14 protein-coding genes are annotated in these 17,072 nt (G+C 37.1%); 6 read left to right on the plus strand and 8 right to left on the minus strand.

Annotated features, from left to right (window positions below; genetic code table 11):
• Nucleotides 1-657: 657 nt before the first annotated feature.
• Nucleotides 658-3,786: a S8 family serine peptidase gene (locus CXF79_RS17445; protein ID WP_101156835.1), complete on the plus strand. Its 3,129-nt coding sequence runs from the start codon at nucleotides 658-660 to the stop codon at nucleotides 3,784-3,786.
• 752 nt (nucleotides 3,787-4,538) lie between these two features.
• On the opposite strand, the gene CXF79_RS17450 is transcribed toward CXF79_RS17445, so the two are convergent.
• Complete coding sequence (locus CXF79_RS17450; protein ID WP_101156837.1) at nucleotides 4,539-5,075, minus strand: PEP-CTERM sorting domain-containing protein; 537 nt, start codon at nucleotides 5,073-5,075, stop codon at nucleotides 4,539-4,541.
• A 401-nt stretch (nucleotides 5,076-5,476) separates the two neighbouring features.
• Here CXF79_RS17450 and CXF79_RS17455 point away from each other — a divergent pair, with 401 nt between their 5' ends.
• Nucleotides 5,477-5,962 (plus strand): DUF4124 domain-containing protein, encoded by a 486-nt coding sequence (locus tag CXF79_RS17455; RefSeq protein WP_011044656.1) that lies wholly within the window; start codon nucleotides 5,477-5,479, stop codon nucleotides 5,960-5,962.
• 91 nt (nucleotides 5,963-6,053) lie between these two features.
• Here CXF79_RS17455 and clpB read toward each other — a convergent pair whose 3' ends face one another.
• From clpB to rluD, 3 genes are all read right to left on the minus strand, one after another.
• Entirely contained in the window at nucleotides 6,054-8,639 is a 2,586-nt protein-coding gene (clpB, locus tag CXF79_RS17460) for an ATP-dependent chaperone ClpB (protein ID WP_101156840.1), read from the minus strand.
• A gap of 135 nt (nucleotides 8,640-8,774) precedes the next feature.
• Nucleotides 8,775-9,659, minus strand: coding sequence for a peptidoglycan editing factor PgeF (gene pgeF / locus CXF79_RS17465; RefSeq protein WP_101156842.1), 885 nt, complete (start codon nucleotides 9,657-9,659; stop codon nucleotides 8,775-8,777).
• Nucleotides 9,640-10,614 (minus strand): 23S rRNA pseudouridine(1911/1915/1917) synthase RluD, encoded by a 975-nt coding sequence (rluD, locus tag CXF79_RS17470; RefSeq protein ID WP_011044659.1) that lies wholly within the window; start codon nucleotides 10,612-10,614, stop codon nucleotides 9,640-9,642. Before rluD ends, pgeF begins: the two co-directional genes overlap by 20 nt.
• A 174-nt stretch (nucleotides 10,615-10,788) precedes the next feature.
• Here rluD and CXF79_RS17475 point away from each other — a divergent pair, with 174 nt between their 5' ends.
• On the plus strand, nucleotides 10,789-11,547 hold the full coding sequence (locus tag CXF79_RS17475) for an outer membrane protein assembly factor BamD (RefSeq protein WP_011044660.1): 759 nt from the start codon (nucleotides 10,789-10,791) through the stop codon (nucleotides 11,545-11,547).
• Nucleotides 11,548-11,833: 286 nt separating this feature from the next.
• On the opposite strand, the gene glnB is transcribed toward CXF79_RS17475, so the two are convergent.
• Complete coding sequence (gene glnB / locus CXF79_RS17480) at nucleotides 11,834-12,172, minus strand: nitrogen regulatory protein P-II (RefSeq protein ID WP_011044661.1); 339 nt, start codon at nucleotides 12,170-12,172, stop codon at nucleotides 11,834-11,836.
• Nucleotides 12,173-12,322: 150 nt separating this feature from the next.
• Between glnB and nadE the strand changes: the two genes are divergently transcribed.
• Together nadE and CXF79_RS17490 are read left to right on the plus strand one after the other, a co-directional pair.
• Entirely contained in the window at nucleotides 12,323-13,168 is an 846-nt protein-coding gene (nadE, locus tag CXF79_RS17485) for an ammonia-dependent NAD(+) synthetase (RefSeq protein WP_011044662.1), read from the plus strand.
• 92 nt (nucleotides 13,169-13,260) lie between these two features.
• Nucleotides 13,261-13,887, plus strand: coding sequence for a GspH/FimT family pseudopilin (locus CXF79_RS17490; RefSeq protein ID WP_101156844.1), 627 nt, complete (start codon nucleotides 13,261-13,263; stop codon nucleotides 13,885-13,887).
• Between the two features lie 162 nt (nucleotides 13,888-14,049).
• On the opposite strand, the gene CXF79_RS17495 is transcribed toward CXF79_RS17490, so the two are convergent.
• Nucleotides 14,050-14,286: an RNA recognition motif domain-containing protein gene (locus CXF79_RS17495; protein WP_011044664.1), complete on the minus strand. Its 237-nt coding sequence runs from the start codon at nucleotides 14,284-14,286 to the stop codon at nucleotides 14,050-14,052.
• A 139-nt stretch (nucleotides 14,287-14,425) separates the two neighbouring features.
• Here CXF79_RS17495 and CXF79_RS17500 point away from each other — a divergent pair, with 139 nt between their 5' ends.
• Nucleotides 14,426-14,770: a 5-carboxymethyl-2-hydroxymuconate Delta-isomerase gene (locus CXF79_RS17500; protein WP_101156846.1), complete on the plus strand. Its 345-nt coding sequence runs from the start codon at nucleotides 14,426-14,428 to the stop codon at nucleotides 14,768-14,770.
• Nucleotides 14,771-14,894: 124 nt separating this feature from the next.
• On the opposite strand, the gene CXF79_RS17505 is transcribed toward CXF79_RS17500, so the two are convergent.
• Together CXF79_RS17505 and CXF79_RS23855 are read right to left on the minus strand one after the other, a co-directional pair.
• Entirely contained in the window at nucleotides 14,895-15,989 is a 1,095-nt protein-coding gene (locus CXF79_RS17505) for a GGDEF domain-containing protein (protein ID WP_101156848.1), read from the minus strand.
• A gap of 189 nt (nucleotides 15,990-16,178) precedes the next feature.
• The gene (locus tag CXF79_RS23855; RefSeq protein ID WP_101156850.1) at nucleotides 16,179-17,072 is read right to left on the minus strand and encodes a sensor domain-containing protein; all 894 of its coding nucleotides are present in this window, start codon (nucleotides 17,070-17,072) and stop codon (nucleotides 16,179-16,181) included.

Raw genomic sequence — 17,072 nt, forward strand, 5'->3', positions numbered from 1 at the left:
CCGAAGCAGGAGGCGTATAATACGCTTCCGAGTTTTGATGTCAACGTTTATTTTAAATTACTTTTAAAAACATTTAAAACTTCAAGTTAACTTACGTTATTTCTCGCTAAAGCGAGTAGATAACGTATCAAAACAGTTCGTTGATGATTCATTTTGCGTGAACCCCTTGGAACTGGAGCGCATTGTAAAGAGTTCTTGAGGTAGCACAAGCACTAATTTCACTTATCGGTTCGTTTGCACAATAAAGCAGCAACTCTGTTATTATCCTCGCACATTATCGATGTGTCAGATTTCTTTACATAGTATTAACAAAGCATAAGCACATTTAATATCAACAAAAAAACCCTACAATACAACTAGATAGCAATAAAATCATATTTCATACATCCAAAAATCACTTGAATTATGGTTATATATAAGGATATCTAAACTATTTATGTAAATAAATTTTACAAAATTAACTTTTTTATTTGTAAAAACGTATCTATTACCCCACAAATATCGCCGCACAGCTTTAATGTTAACAATTTTGTAACAAAGGCATTATTATTGCTTGTAATAATGACTCGCTATTTTTCATTGACGCTTTATCAATGAAAATAAAGAAAGTGTAATAAATATACACAGCGACGGCATAATAATAAAACGGAGATAAACATGCATTTTAAGAAATCCTTAGTACGGAGCCTGATTACTTTAGCAATCACAGCTACTGCTAGCACGACTGTTCTTGCCAATGAAGTTTCAGGTGATATCAGTAAATTCAAATCTGTGGGAAATGAAGTTAATACCAAACAAAAAGCAACTGGCTATATTGTTCAACTTAAAGGCAAGACAGCAATTGCTCAAGCTCAAGAAATAGGCGAGCTTTTACCTACCAACCAATTAGTTGCTATTACCGGAAACCGTTATAACGCTCATACTCCTGCAATGGAAGCGTATACTAAAGCGCTTGAGAATAAGCAAAAGCAAGTTGCCAGCAGTATTGATTCAATTAATATTTTGCATTCTTTCAAGCATACTTATAATGGTTTCACTGCCAAGTTAAATGCAAAGCAAAAAGCGCAGTTAGAATCTCACCCTGATGTTATCGGTGTATATGAAGATAAATTAGAAACAGTTAACACTGCAAATACTCCTGAATTTCTTGGTTTAACTGGTGCTGGCGGTCAACACGCCATGAATATTAAAGGTGAAGGCGTCATTATCGGTGTTATCGATACAGGTGTTTGGCCTGAAAACCCTAGTTTTGCTGACGATGGTTCTTATTCAGACCCTGCAGACTTAGGTTGGTTGGGTTCATGTGATACAGGGACTGATGAAGAGTTTGCCTGTAATAACAAATTAATTGGCGCAAAATATTTTGATTCAAGCTTTAGTAGCCAATATGATATTCAATATGACCTAGGTGAATTTGATTCTCCTCGCGATGCTGATGGTCACGGTAGTCATACTGCAAGTACAGCAGGTGGTAATGAAAGTGTAGCTGCTATGCTTTCTGGTACACCGGTAGGTACAGTTTCAGGCATGGCGCCACGTGCACGAATTGCTGCTTATAAAGTTTGTTGGAACAGCGATTATAAAAACCCTGAAGGCGGTGATGAAGCGGGTTGTTTCGGTGGCGATACTATGGCGGCAATCGACGCTGCAGTTACTGATGGTGTTGATGTAATCAACTATTCTATTGGTGGTAGCAGAACAGATTTAACAGTACCTGCTACTGCAGCAATGTTAAATGCAACGGCTGCTGGTGTATTCGTTGCTGTTTCTGCTGGTAATGATGGTCCTGATAAAGAAACTGTCGGTACTCCAGCTCCTTGGGTGACAAGTGTAGCAGCATCTACTTATAATGGTACTTCAGCTATTGTTGGTAAAGCGCTTGATATTACTTCTGGCACTTTAGCTGGCTCTTCAATCTTATCAGTACCCTCTGGATTTTCTCCAGCAACTGTAGGCCTTTCAGGTGAACTTGCGTTAGCAGAACCAGTACAAGCATGTAATGATGCGCCATTGACTAACGGCGAAGATTTAGCCGGAAAAATTGCTCTTATTGCTCGTGGCTCTTGTGCTTTTACTGAGAAGTTTCTCAATGCACAAAATGCAGGTGCGGTAGGTGCTATTATTTATACTACAGAAGGTACATCTCCATTTTCTATGGGCGGAACTGATCCTGCAGTAATCATTACAGGTTCAATGATTTCTTTTGCTGATGGCCAATCGTTAACGGCAAGTATTGAAGATGGAAGTACATCGGTTGCATTTACTGATAATACAGCCGCGGGTGAAGCGGTAGAAGTTGGCAATACTATGGCTGATTTCTCTTCACGTGGTCCAAACTTAAATACTTACGATATTATCAAACCTGATATTACCGCTCCTGGTGTTAAAATATTGGCGGCAACAACTTCTGCACCAATGTTTGGTACTCAAGGTGAAACATTTAAGTATCTGCAAGGTACTTCAATGTCTAGCCCACATATTGCCGGTTTAGCTGCCCTGTTTAAAGAATCAAACAGTTCATGGTCTCCAGCGCAAATTAAATCAGCGATGATGACAACAGCTCGTCAAAACTTGACTAAAGAAGATGGTACTACCCAGGCAGACCCATATGATTTTGGTTCTGGTCATGTAGCTCCAGTTTCTGCTTTAGACCCAGGTTTATTGTTTGATACTAATCTTGCTGATTACTTAGCATTTCTTTGTGGTCAAGACAAAGAAGCTTTTGTTTCTGGTTACGACACAAGTTGTGCTGACTTAGCAACTGCAGGCTTTAGTACTGATGCTAGTCAATTAAACCTAGCTTCAATTGCTATTGCTGAGTTACTAGATCCTGAAACAATTTTCAGAACTGTATCTAATGCAACACCAATCGCTTCGTCTTACACTGCAACAGTTGAAGCCCCTGCTGGTTTTGATATTAGTGTTCAAACCTTTGATGCTAACGGCGATGAAACTGAAGCTTCAACATTAGATGTTGCTGCTGCAGGCGGGAAAGCTAGCTTTGCAATTACGGTTAGTCAAACTGAGGCTACTGAAATTGAAGCATGGAAGTTTGGTGCAATCACGTGGACAGACGGTGCTGGTCATTCAGTTCGTTTACCTCTAGCGATCAAAGCGATACCAAGCGTTCAAATTGAGGTACCTGAACTAATCGCAGGTGACCTTAACCGTGGACGTTTCCGCTTCCCTGTTAAAATGCTTTATTCTGGTAGAACAAGCATTAAACATGCTGGTTTAGTCGCTCCATTTGGAACAGCGGGTACTGTTGAAGCTGATCCTGCACAAGAATTTGAATTCTTAGGGGCTGGTACTAATTACCACTTGTTCCATATTCCAGAAGGAACACAAGTAGCACGCTTTAGCTTATCTGATGCTCTAGTCACAGAAGAAGGTAGCGATCTTGATTTATACGTTTACCGTTGTGATAAATGGAGTTGTGCACAGGTAGCTAACTCATTAAACGGTGGTTCAAACGAAGATGTTGTACTAACAAACCCTGAACCACGTGCAGATGTTGATGTTGGTGACGTTTATGTAACTATGATCCACGGTTACTCAACCGGTGATGCTACAGAGACTGATTATACTATGGTAGGTTGGATTGCAGATCAGGCTGAAAAGACTACTCGTGTAATTTCAAGCAGAAGAGCAATCAACGGTCGCTTTAACTACACCAGTATATTAACTCGTGGTTTGCCAACAGGTACTACCTATATGGGTGCTGTTACGTACTTCAATGCTGATGGTGAAGCTGAAGGTACAACTGTACTTGAATTAAAAAACTAGTTAGTCCTTTTATTAAAGAGTAAATTAACTCATTGATTGAGTAAGTTAGCTAAGTAATAGAAACAAAGCCCCCTTAAATATAATTTAAGGGGGCTTTTTATTATCCTCTCCAATCCTATGGTCATTGTCTTTTCACTCTATAAAGCTTATCTGCTCAACCCGATTGACACTCTCTTCTCACAATGCAGCAATGCAACGATCCCTATACAAACCTTTGTTAATAACTTCCCTTCTCTACTGGATAAGATTAGCTATAACATGACACAGCAGTACCCTATTCAGTTCATTCAATTACTAGTGAGACCTTCATTACTGCTACTGAGGCGTTAACGAGTATTTTAATACCTTAATTGATCGCTAAGTTACTTATTTCCACGTGCGGTCAATTGATGTTGAATTTAAGCTAAAAGAGAGCCTTTGTCAGACTTGTCAATATGGACCTGAAAAGTCAGATTAACTCGTAATACTTGGAATTGAGGTAGAAAAAAGCATTGTAGAAGGTTGAATGATTTATGGTTGACTGGTTCGCTGGTTCGCTGGTTCGGCAGAGTACTAAGGAAAGATTGAGTATTATTGAGATGGAAGAAACTAAGAAGTAGTTGATTGATAAATAGGTAACTAAGTTAATAGCGCTATCGAACTAAGCAAGTAAATAACCTTCATAAAAAAGGCCTTACCGAAGTAAAGCCTTTTTATCATTTTATACCTTATGCAATAAAGTTGCTTGGTATGAAAATAAGATTAAATGCAAATTAGCTATTTTTACGACGAGAAGCTAAACCAGCAACAGCTGTTAAGAAAAGCACTAGTGTTGCAGGAGCAGGAACAACAGATACATCACCAAAAGCTAGAGTACCAGCATCGTATAAAGCTTCATTAGCATTATTAAATAAAGAAAAGGTAATGCTATCCTCAGCAGGAGCGAAAGCATCAATAACACCAGCAAAGCTAAGATCTGCAAAGACAGTTACATCGAAGTATAAGTAATTCAAACCTGCAGTTAAATTATCCGCATCAACTACGGCTGTAAATGTATCCCATTCAGGGTTAAAAGCATCAACTTCATAACCAAAAAACGAAAATGATTGCCAAGTTCCTTCTACAGTTCCCCAGTCATCCATCGTATCTAAGTTAATAGTTATATTGCCAATAACTTCATATTCATCAACTTCATCAGAGATAGTATCAAAAAGAATATCTTGGCTGATTAATGTTGCATTAGCTGCACCAGCAAAACTTAACGCTAAAGAGATTGACAAAAAAGCGCGTAAAATTAATTTATTTAACATGTTACTTCCTATTTATAATATGGCTGTTTTATTTTTATTGTAATAATAGCGGCATCACTTAAAAAGTAATCAACGACTTTATAAGTCTTTGCCGACATTGCATTATACAAAGCAATAATCACGCCCAAATAAAATTAACACTAAAAAACAACAACCTAACACCAAATAAACAATAAAGTTACATTTATTTAACATAATAAAATGATAGTGTAAAAAAAGCTGACACTTTGATAAATAAGCCAGTGATATTAAGTATTTGTTATTATATTAATAATTTGCTAGCTTATGATCATAAAAATAGGGCTATACTTATTACAGCCAAATTTACAGCCAAATCGGCTCAGTATTTGAGCTAAGTATTCGTTTTACTATTACTTAGAAGTTATCATTAAGGTTTTTCTATGAAAATAAAAGCATTATCTTTCACTGCAGTATGCTTAGCTGGTGTACTACTTACCTCATCAGTTGTTAACTTTGTCAATGCAAAAGAAATAGCCATTTATCGCTGGGTTGATGAAAACAACATAGTGCACTTTAGCCAAAACCTCCCAAAAGGTGATGAATATAGAGAATTTAGTACTATTTCATCTTATAAGGCATTATCGAAAGCAGAAAGAAAATTAATTGCTGAAGAAGATTCAGCAGAACAGAAAGTTATGGATCAAGAACAAAAACAAGATGATGTTATAGCTCAAAATAAAGCTACGTATCAGAAAAACTGTAAAGCTGCTCGGCTTAATATCAAAATGTTGAATTCGTTGAATGAGATACATATTAATGAAGAGAAGAGTGATGGCACTATAGGTAGTCGTCCGTTAACCGCTCCCGAAAAATCAGAAAAGATGGCATTAAGTAAAAACCACGAAAATCTTTACTGTAATAAGTAGAAAAACTAAATTAACTTAGTCCTACTGACAACACAGTAGGACTAAGTAATAACGCTAAGTAATAGTTCTAATAATCTTGTTATTCAAGTTATCAATGAGGTGATTTAGCAGAAAAAGCTAATTGTCCTTCTACAACACTCACTTCAATAATACAGCCTTTAGTAAATTCATTACCGAGTATCTTTTGGGCTAATGGGTTTTCAACACCTTGCTGTATTGCTCGTTTCAGTGGTCTCGCACCGAATATTGGGTCGAATCCCGCCGCAGAAATGAGTGAAAGTGCTTCTTCATTTATAGTTAAATTTAGCTCTTGCTCGATTAATCGGTCTGCTAACGCTTCAATTTGTATTTTTGCAATTTTCTTGATTTGTTCAGCAACCAATGGATGGAATACTACTGACTCATCGACACGATTAATAAACTCAGGTTTAAAATGCTGACCTAATGTATTCATTACTTCTTCTTTCATCTGGTGATACTGACTTTCACCAGCTAACTCTTGAATAATGTCAGAGCCAATATTTGAGGTCATGATGATAACCGTGTTTTTAAAATCTACTGTTCTGCCTTGCCCATCAGTTAATCTGCCATCATCTAAGACTTGTAATAAAATATTAAAGACATCCGGGTGAGCTTTTTCTATCTCATCAAGTAAGATGACTGAGTAAGGTTTTCTGCGTACTGCTTCGGTTAGATAACCACCCTCTTCATAACCAACATAACCAGGAGGAGCTCCCACTAAACGTGCGACCGAGTGTTTTTCCATAAACTCTGACATATCAACACGAATTAAAGCATCTTGTGAGTCAAATAAAAACTCTGCAAGCGCTTTAGTTAACTCCGTTTTACCAACACCCGTTGGGCCTAAGAATAAAAATGAACCAATTGGCTGATTAGGATCGCTTAAACCAGCACGGGATCGTCTAATCGCATTAGACACTGAGGTTACTGCTTCATGTTGACCAATTACATTTTGGTGTAGGTTATCTTCCATATGTAATAATTTATCACGCTCTTGCTCCAACATTTTAGCAACAGGAATACCGGTTGCGCGACTAAGAACATCGGCGATTTCAACTTCAGTAACTTTATTGGCTAATAAAGTCATTTCTTGCATTTCAGCTTGGCTTGCTAAATCTAATTGCTTTTCTAGCTCTGGTAATTTTCCATACTGCAGCTCAGACATGCGATTTAAATCGCCAGTTCGTCTTGCCGCTTCAAGTTCTATTCGTGCTTGTTCAAGTTCTTCTTTTATCGTATGAGCGCCATAAAGCGCTGCTTTTTCAGTGGTCCAAACTTCATCTAACTCATCATACTTTTTCTGCTTTTCAGATATTTGTTGAGAAATGATTGCCAAACGCTTGATGGTAGCCTCATCTTCATCCTTTTCTAATGCTCTTTGCTCAAGCTTTAACTGTATTAACCGTCGTTCGAGTCTATCTAAATCTTCTGGTTTGGAGTCCATCTGTAAACGAATACTTGAGGCGGCCTCGTCAATAAGATCAATCGCTTTATCCGGTAATTGTCGATCACTAATATAGCGATGGGATAATGTTGCGGCAGCGACAATAGCTGGATCGGTAATATTTACCGAATGATGCAGTTCATAACGTTCTTTTAAACCACGTAAAATTGCAATGGTATCTTCCACACTTGGCTCTTCTACCAGTACTTTTTGAAAACGTCGTTCAAGTGCAGCATCTTTTTCAATATACTTTCGATATTCATCAAGCGTAGTGGCCCCCACACAATGTAAATCACCACGTGCTAATGCTGGTTTTAACATATTACCGGCATCCATAGCACCATCTGACTTTCCAGCACCGACCATAGTGTGCAATTCATCAATAAAGAGAATGACTTGCCCTTCTTCTTTTGACAATTCATTTAAAACAGCTTTTAAACGCTCTTCAAACTCACCTCGATATTTTGCTCCTGCAACAAGAGACCCCATATCTAGTGACAAAACTCGCTTATTTTTCAAGCCTTCAGGCACTTCATTATTCACAATGCGCTGAGCTAAACCTTCAACAATGGCAGTTTTACCAACACCGGGTTGCCCTATGAGTACTGGATTGTTTTTAGTACGTCGTTGTAATACTTGCAAAGTGCGGCGGATCTCATCATCTCGACCGATAACAGGATCAAGTTTTCCCTGCTCAGCAAGTTCTGTTAAATCAACCGTATATTTATTTAGGGCCTGGCGAACATCTTCTGCATTTTGATCGTCAACATTTTCACCACCTCGTACATGATCGATTGCCGACTTTATCCGTTGCTGGTTTGCGCCTAATTCGGCCAGGATTTGACCTAAAGGACCTTTATCATCGATAACCGCGAGTAAAAACATCTCTGAGGAAATGAATTTATCTGACATTTTTTGCGCATGCTTATCGCAAAGATTTAAAATTCGCCCTGAAGCTGCTGATAGTTGTACATCGCCAGCGCTGTCTTGCACTTGTGCTAATGAGCTTAAAGCTTCATCTAGTTTCTGACGTAAAGAGCGCACATCAATACCTGCACTCTTCAATAACGCAATGATAGAATTGCCGTTTTGATTCAATAACGCCATCATTAAATGAACGGGTTCAATGAACTGATGGTCTTTGCCAAGGGCAAGTGATTGCGCATCGGCAATGGATTCTTGAAATGATTGGGTAAAACGATCTAATCGCATGTTAACTCTCCTAACTTTCCCTATTACATAGTTAAGTTATAAGGCTAAAAGATTATTTTTCAATGAAATTTCAGATATATGATTGATATAAGTCAATAAGGTGTTCGTTATTACTTTAGTTCATGCACACAAGCATTAACGTCTACAAATAAGACTCGCCATACGACCCGTTATTTGCTTTCTTCTATATGAATAATATTTTTCTGTTTCTTGGTAGGTACACTCTGCAAGACTAGTAATTACAGTGACTCCTAAAGAGACCAACTGTAGTCGGGCAATTTGATGTAAATCGGCTAGGTATTTTCCATTGGCTTGCTTTACAAAAGCATTAGCAAAAGCAATGTCTAGTTGAGTAAATGCTAGTTTTACTTCGCTACCTACTTCAAAAGCATTCTGACCAATACATGGACCAAGCCAAGCAACAATATCAGAGGGCTGACTATTCATCTTTGCTATTGTTTTAGCAATAATATTTGCAACTAGCGGACGCCAACCGCCATGGATTGCGGCAACTTCACTGCCCGTTTTATGACTTAAAAGTATTGGTAAGCAGTCTGCTGTCATTATAGCCAAAACTATATTTTTTTGGCTAGTAATGCTGGCATCAGCAACCCTAGCTTGTTCATCTACGCTAGTGATTGTCACTACCTCATTACCATGAACTTGCTCTAGCCACTGAATTTTTACTTCATCAATTAGTTGTGTATTTGACTTTACCGTCTTATTGAAGAGCTGCTGGCTAATAAAACGGTTTAACACATTGCGATTGTAGGTAACTCGCTCTGCGTTATCACCAACATGCATACCTAAATTAAAGTCACCAAAAGCTGATGAAACTTGTTCGTTTAACGATGGGGTTAATGATGAATTTAGCGATAACTGAGGGGAAAGACGTGTTGTTTGTAACGCGAGGACTTTATCATCGAGAGAATATGATGAATTAAATGGCCATTTTACCAACTCAACAGTAGCGTTGGTAAAATGAGCCCGTTTACTATGACTAGTATTCGTCTTGAGCATTAAGCTTGTTATCTTCTTGAAGAAGCTCAATTAGCTCAACAAAGTCTTCAGGTAGTTCTGCATGCCAAGTCATTTCCTCTCCTGTTATAGGATGGAATAAAGATAACATAGCCGCGTGTAATGCTTGACGCTTGAAGCTACGTAACTTCATTAATAACGCTTCTGTTGAATTCTTTGGTGGACGAGGACGACCGCCATAAACAGGGTCACCGACTAACGGATGCGTAATATGAGACATATGAACACGAATTTGGTGTGTTCTACCTGTTTCTAAACGTAAACGTAAACGTGTATGTAAACGATATTTCTCCATAACTCGGTAATGTGTTACTGAAGGTCGGCCAATATAAGAGACTGCCATTTGGGTACGCTTAGTAGAATGGCGTCCAATAGGCTCATCAACTAAGCCGCCGGCTGTCATCACACCGTTTGCCACCGCTTCATATTCGCGCGTGATCTCACGTAATTGTAAGGCATCAACCAAGTTGGTTTGTGCTGCAATAGTCTTTGCTACAACCATTAAACCAGTAGTATCTTTATCAAGACGATGCACAATACCAGCTCTAGGAACTACATTAAGAGCCGGGTAATGATGCAACAAAGCATTAAGCAATGTGCCATCCGGATTACCTGCACCAGGGTGAACAACTAAACCTGCTGGTTTATTTATCACTAAAATATAGTCATCTTCATAAACAATATTTAGCGGGATATTTTGTGCTTCAAAACGTATCTCAGCTTCAACTTTTGCATTGATATCAATCTCTTCGCCGCCATACATTTTTTCACGAGGTATGAGGAGAACGTCTCCATTTACTTTCACTTGTCCGGCTAAAATCCAATCTTTTATCCGCGAACGTGAATAATCAGGAAACATTATCGCTAATGATTGGTCAAAGCGTTTACCTAAACACGATTCAGGTACGATATCTTGATGTTGGATGATTTCTGGCATTAAATTCTCTTTAAACTCGATTAAACCTAGCGTATTAATCAAATTACCATTTGCACTGTGCAAGGTAAGATTGCTAGGGTAGAATGCATATTCTTAAATATATAAGCATTTTACCCGTTTACGCGATGGTTTGATATTTATTTTAATTAAAACAAAGTAGCGATAATAAATTTCATGGATAAATTGACAGTAAAAATTATTTTGACCGTTCTAGCATTGGCCTTAACTGGTTGTTCCTCTTCTGAAAACGATATAGACAAGGTACCAGATAAATCTGCACAGTCTCTATTTGTTGATGCTCGGACAGCCCTAGATAATGGGTTATACCAAAAAGCTATTCAAATACTTGGCGCTATAGATTCTCGCTTTCCTTTTGGCCCTATTTCACATCAAGTACAACTTGATTTGATTTATGCTTATTATAAAAGCGGTGATGCTGCACAAGGCATTGCGTTAGCCGATAGGTTTTTACGTTTAAATCCCAATAACTCCAATATTGATTACGTTTATTACATGCGTGCACTTATCAATATATCTACTGAAGAGAACCTATTCCAAGATTTGGCGGGAATAGATCGTTCCGATCGTGATCCTGAGGCTTCACGCAGTGCTTTCAATGATTTTAAGAGCATAGTCACTGATTACCCAGACAGTAAGTATGCTGCAGATTCACGTAAACGCATGATTTCAATAAAATCTCGCCTTGCGCAATATGAAATTGCTGTTGCTAAATATTATGTGAAACGTGAAGCTTATGCTTCCGCTGCTAACCGTGCTCGTTACGTAGTTGAATACTTTTCGCCAAGCCCGGAAATAGAGCAAGCATTAGAGATTATGATTAATTGTTACGATAAGTTGGGTCTAGCAGATTTGAAGAAAAATGCGCTGCAAGTACTTGCCGCTAACTACCCAAATAACAAACTAATGAACTAGTTAGAGCAACCGAAACTAACTTTAGGTTAGTGTAAAATAAAAAGCTAAATTACTTAGGTAATTTAGCTTTTTTTATGGTCATAAAAAACTTTATGCTTCAGCACACTTAAAGCACCTGAGTATTATCGCTCAGTTGATATAATGGATAAACTGAATTGTTATTGTTTTACTTAGATACAGCTTTCACTGATAGGATGGGAGTATCTGTTTGGCGAGTAAAGTTGAGACAACAAAGAGATGTGCGACTATAACGATATTACAGTCGCAATACATAGTTAAGCTAAAATTAGATAGCTTCTCGGTTCTCTTCACCTGTTCTGATACGAATAACACGTTCAACATCAGTAATGAAAATTTTACCATCGCCAATTTTTCCAGTTTGAGCCGTTTCTAAAATAGCATTAACACAGCGCTCTACATCTTCTTTAGCAATGACGATTTCTAATTTTACTTTAGGTAAAAAATCGACCATATACTCAGCACCTCGATACAACTCAGTATGACCTTTTTGACGGCCAAAACCTTTAACCTCAGAAACAGTCATACCGGTAACACCAATTTCGCCAAGGGCTTCTCTTACATCATCCATCTTAAATGGCTTAATAATCGCTTCTATTTTTTTCATCTGCGTTGCTCGTCAGTTAAAGTTGTATTGATTAGAATAATAAAGTTATTACAGCGTGTTTATTGCAATTTAGCAATATCCAATTGGCTTTTAATTTTGTTAAACTAGTGAAATTAGATACTTTACCCTCAAGCCTTGCTAGGAAACTCTATGAATCAGCAAATTATCATTGCCGAAATGAAAGTTTTACCTGAAATTGATGTTCAATTTGAAATAAACCGCCGTGTTGCTTTTATCAAAAAGCAACTAGTGCAATCTGGACTAACTAATTTAGTGTTAGGAATTAGCGGTGGTGTTGACTCTTCAACCTGTGGTCGCTTAGCTCAACTTGCGGTTAATGAACTCAATGGACAACTAGATGAGGGTGAAGATAAAACACACTATCAATTTATTGCAGTACGTTTGCCTTACGGCATTCAAGCAGATGAAGATGATGCTCAACAAGCGGTAGACTTTATTCAACCGAGTCATTGTTTAACAACTAACGTACTTGCTGGTGCTGACGGTATTCACCATGAAGTATTACAAGCAATGAGCAAAGCGCAAATATTGACGTCCAGCGATGCCCAAATTGACTTTTCTAAAGGTAATGTGAAAGCTAGAGCACGTATGGTAAGTCAATATCATATTGCAGGTATCATTGGTGCTTTGGTTATAGGTACAGATCATAGCGCAGAAAATATCACGGGTTTTTTCACTAAATGGGGTGATGGCGCATGCGACTTAGCACCACTTTTTGGTTTATCAAAGAGACAAGTTAGAGCCATTGCTAAGGAACTTGGTGCGCCAAGTATCTTAGTAGACAAAGCCCCTACTGCTGATTTGGAAGAGCTCGAGCCAGGTAAAACAGATGAAGATGCCTTAGGCATTAGCTATGAGCAGTTAGATAACTTTTTAGAAGGTAAACAGGTCACTACTGCCGTTAGCGAACACATCATCAATATTTATAAAAAAACTCAACATAAAAGACAAGCGATACCAACAATTTACGGTTAAATGTAATTTGATAGGCTATCAATGCTTCGCATAATCCATTTTTATTATCTATAACTGAATGACACAGGGCAGTTAATAAAAATGGAATTTTTATGCTTTATACTCAATCTAATTGTGACAAAAACACACCGAAAAAAACTTCTAATACCTATCATCAATTAAAATTATCGTTGGGGATGACGTTAATTGAACTAATGGTAGGTATAGGAATTGCCTCCATACTTACCACAATCGCTTTACCTAGTTTCAATGATTTTATTGTACAACTGCGAGTCGATAATGAAATCTCACGTCTTAGCCGTTTATTACTCACGGCACGAAATCATGCAATAAATAGCGGAGATAACGTTATTCTCTGCCCCTTAGAAGACAACGGCACATGCTCAGTGAAATGGCATGAAGAGCTCAGTGTATTTATCGACACTAACAATAATCAGCAATTTGATATCGCCAACAATGAACTTTTAATTACCACAAAGAGCCCTATAACATCAGGTGACATATTGATATATGCGAAAAATAGAAACAGAATAACTTATCAGGCAACAGGGCATTTGTTTGGGTTAAGCAATGGTACGCTAAGGTATTGCCCGAAAGACTATGAGGAAAAATCAAGAGCTATAGTGGTAGCACGGTCAGGTCGACTTTACGCGACCACAGACAACAATAACGATGGTCAAGATAAAACGCGGAGCGATCAGAAAATCATCTGTGATTAATTCCATATCGTCATCAATGCTTTGCCTAAAATCGTCTCTAATTAAAGCTGAAACCTGCATCTACAAGTAACTGGGTATAGAGCTTAGTAAAAAAGTATAAATACAAGGTTTTACACATAAAAAAACCAGCGAAAAAGCTGGTTTTTGACTTTAAAAATAATCCTACTGGGCTATTTTCACTCGAATCTTATTCTTAGCAACTCTTGTTTCATGCAAACTAGATAATGCTACTTTTGCTTCAGCTTCATTAGGCATTTCTACAAAGGCAAAACCTTTCGATTTAGCTGTTGCTTGGTCTAACACTAAGCTACATTCTGCGACTGTGCCATGGGCGGAAAATAAAATACGAAGTTCTTGCTCGGTTGTTGAGCGAGAAAGGTTACGAACTAAAAGTTTCATAAAGAACCATTGGATTGTTATTGCGAACTAAATTGTCTCATATATTTGCAATAGACCAAGCTATATTATGCATTTAAAACAAAATAACTTATTGTAAGGGTTCTAACCAACAATAATTGCCCCACAACGAGGAATAGTAATGCCACACTTTATAATGGACTGTTCACAAAGCGTATTAGAGTCTCATAAAGAAGAATTTATCATCGAACAAGTTCACCTTATTGCCTACTCAACAGGGTTATTTGATGAGGGCGATATAAAAGTCAGAATAAATCCCTTTAAGAAATTTATTGTTGGTAATAAAACTGATGACTTTATTCACGTTTTTACTCATATAATGCAAGGCAGGACAACTGAGCAAAAAGCTGATTTATCAAAGCTGGTGGTAACTATGCTTACAACTATGTTTCCTGATATTACTAATATTGCGATGAACATTAGTGATTTTGAAAAAGCCACTTATTGCAATCGAACTATGTTGTAGTTGTTCCAATTGGAAAGAAAAACGCGATAGTGAAGTAAGTAGCACTAAGCTTAAAACTGATGCTACTTTTAACTGTATAGTCACTAAATTTAGGTATATTACTTCAATGATGTGTTGCCGTTAATTACGCACAGACTCTATTTCTTCCTTTATGTTTAGCTCTATAGAGCTGTTTGTCTGCTCGCTTATATAAATCTTCAATAGAAGTATTTTCTGTATTCAGTTCAGACACACCAATACTAATAGTTATATCTATCGAAGTCGTATTATAAATAAAGACTTTATTTTCTATCGTTAAACGCATTTTCTCAGCAATGACCTTTGCCCTCTCAAGTGAGGTATTATTGAGTAAAATTGTGAATTCTTCACCGCCGATACGAGCAAAAACATCACTTTTACGTATAACTTTTTCTAGCTCTTTTACTAAATCTATTAAAATATAATCTCCAGCTTGGTGCCCATAATTATCATTGACTCTTTTAAATAAATCGATATCAAGCATTATTAGTGAAACTGGTTTTTGTTCTCTGAATGCTGTAGCAATTAATTTCTTGGACATCTCAAAAAAATAACGTCGATTGTATATATTAGTTAAGTTATCCATTATCGATAATCGATGTAATTCATTGACACTTTTTTCAAGGCTGTCATTCGCTTCAATACTCGATAAACGGCTATTGTATATGGCTCTTGAAAGTAAAATAGTAGCGGGTATATAAATAAAAATTAAGACAACTAAACCAATATGCTGGTGTTCTCCAAAGGAAATCATAATAATAATTTGAGGAATTATCATTGAAAAGAAAAAGAGCAAATATGCCTTATACAGCGATGACATAGAGAGTGCGGCAGCCGTTATAATGCCGATGATCATAATCAAGCTAACCAACTCATAGGGTTGAGGTGCATATACAATGGATAGAACTGAAGATATTGTCCACATAGCTGCTTGAAACACATTAGAAAGCATGAAATATAGTTCATTTTTTTCTATTTTTTCATGAGTTTTCTGTGCTAAATATTTTTTAAACATTATTGCATTATAGAAACGATACATAGCCAAAAACATTTGAAAAACAAACCAGACAACTAAAATTTCAAATGGAATAAATTTAATGAATATCCAAAAGTAAGCAGAAGACACTATTAGCATAGCAATCATTGCTCTTGGTGTTTGTTCTACTAAACTTTCGATAAGTTTAGGATGCACAGCAGCCATGATATTTCCTAGTGTTTTATATTTATCACACTAATAAATAATTCATTAAACTATAGTCTAAAGTTATCCTTTATTTACTGATTTCAATCAACTAGTTCTTAAGTAAAAATATTATTTCCCCACAAACAGAAGGATTATTGAGCTGATATTTAGGTAGTCAACCTTCGATAAATTATGCAGATTTGTATTCTAATTGACTACCGTTAAATGATAACTCCCTTTACCACTATTTTTTACTTGGTATAGTGCTGCATCTGCATGTTTAATAATGTCTTCAGATGAGCATTCGCTAAATGATGATGTCGCAATACCAATGCTAATCCCTATCGTGAACTTGTTATTATCAATAACAAAAGGTTTAAGAAATTCAGCTAAGATATTATTTGCTAATACTATTAACGACTCGGTAGAATGAATATTCTCTAGTATTACAGAAAATTCATCACCACCAACCCTAGCAATGACATCACTTTCTCGAAAGTGATTCTTTAACTTGTTGGCTACTTCTATTAAGAGAGCATCTCCTACAGGGTGACCATAGTTATCATTAATCTGTTTAAACCCATCCAAATCTAACATCAAAAATGCCAAGGTAAAGTTTTCTCGATGCTGGCGTAACAGTGAGTGTTTTAAACTTTTCATTAACGAGTATCTATTATCTAACCCCGTTAAGCTATCGCTTAATGCCAGTTGTTCTAGTGATTCTTCAGCTTTTTTTCGCTCAGTAATATCAAGTATTGAACCTACGATGCCTTCGATACCTTCGGCGTGAAAATAAGCCTTGTGAAACATAACATCGTGAGTTGTACCATCAGCATACTCCACCTTAGCTTCATAAATTTGCGTACCTTTTCTCTCAAATAGCGCATTGTCTGCTTCAAAGTAAGTTCTAGCTAGCTCATCATCAAAGAGTTCTAAGACACTTTTACCGATTAATTGCTCACGGTTTAAACCTATATATTCTTCAAAGGCTTTATTGCATCCTAAATATCGACCTTGTGCATCTTTATAAAAAATAGGCGTTGGCGCCGCATTGATAACGGCTTGCATAAAATCTGTTTCATTATATTCAGGTAATATCAT

Source organism: Colwellia sp. Bg11-28, assembly GCF_002836245.1.
GTDB lineage: Bacteria > Pseudomonadota > Gammaproteobacteria > Enterobacterales > Alteromonadaceae > Colwellia > Colwellia psychrerythraea_A.

Coding starts and splice junctions, on each gene's coding strand:
- CXF79_RS17445 (WP_101156835.1), top strand. CDS start 658: ATGCATTTTAAGAAATCCTTAGTACGGAGCCTGATTACTTTAGCAATC.
- CXF79_RS17450 (WP_101156837.1), bottom strand. CDS start 5,075: ATGTTAAATAAATTAATTTTACGCGCTTTTTTGTCAATCTCTTTAGCG.
- CXF79_RS17455 (WP_011044656.1), top strand. CDS start 5,477: ATGAAAATAAAAGCATTATCTTTCACTGCAGTATGCTTAGCTGGTGTA.
- clpB (WP_101156840.1), bottom strand. CDS start 8,639: ATGCGATTAGATCGTTTTACCCAATCATTTCAAGAATCCATTGCCGAT.
- pgeF (WP_101156842.1), bottom strand. CDS start 9,659: ATGCTCAAGACGAATACTAGTCATAGTAAACGGGCTCATTTTACCAAC.
- rluD (WP_011044659.1), bottom strand. CDS start 10,614: ATGCCAGAAATCATCCAACATCAAGATATCGTACCTGAATCGTGTTTA.
- CXF79_RS17475 (WP_011044660.1), top strand. CDS start 10,789: ATGGATAAATTGACAGTAAAAATTATTTTGACCGTTCTAGCATTGGCC.
- glnB (WP_011044661.1), bottom strand. CDS start 12,172: ATGAAAAAAATAGAAGCGATTATTAAGCCATTTAAGATGGATGATGTA.
- nadE (WP_011044662.1), top strand. CDS start 12,323: ATGAATCAGCAAATTATCATTGCCGAAATGAAAGTTTTACCTGAAATT.
- CXF79_RS17490 (WP_101156844.1), top strand. CDS start 13,261: ATGCTTTATACTCAATCTAATTGTGACAAAAACACACCGAAAAAAACT.
- CXF79_RS17495 (WP_011044664.1), bottom strand. CDS start 14,286: ATGAAACTTTTAGTTCGTAACCTTTCTCGCTCAACAACCGAGCAAGAA.
- CXF79_RS17500 (WP_101156846.1), top strand. CDS start 14,426: ATGCCACACTTTATAATGGACTGTTCACAAAGCGTATTAGAGTCTCAT.
- CXF79_RS17505 (WP_101156848.1), bottom strand. CDS start 15,989: ATGGCTGCTGTGCATCCTAAACTTATCGAAAGTTTAGTAGAACAAACA.
- CXF79_RS23855 (WP_101156850.1), bottom strand. CDS start 17,072: ATGATATTACCTGAATATAATGAAACAGATTTTATGCAAGCCGTTATC.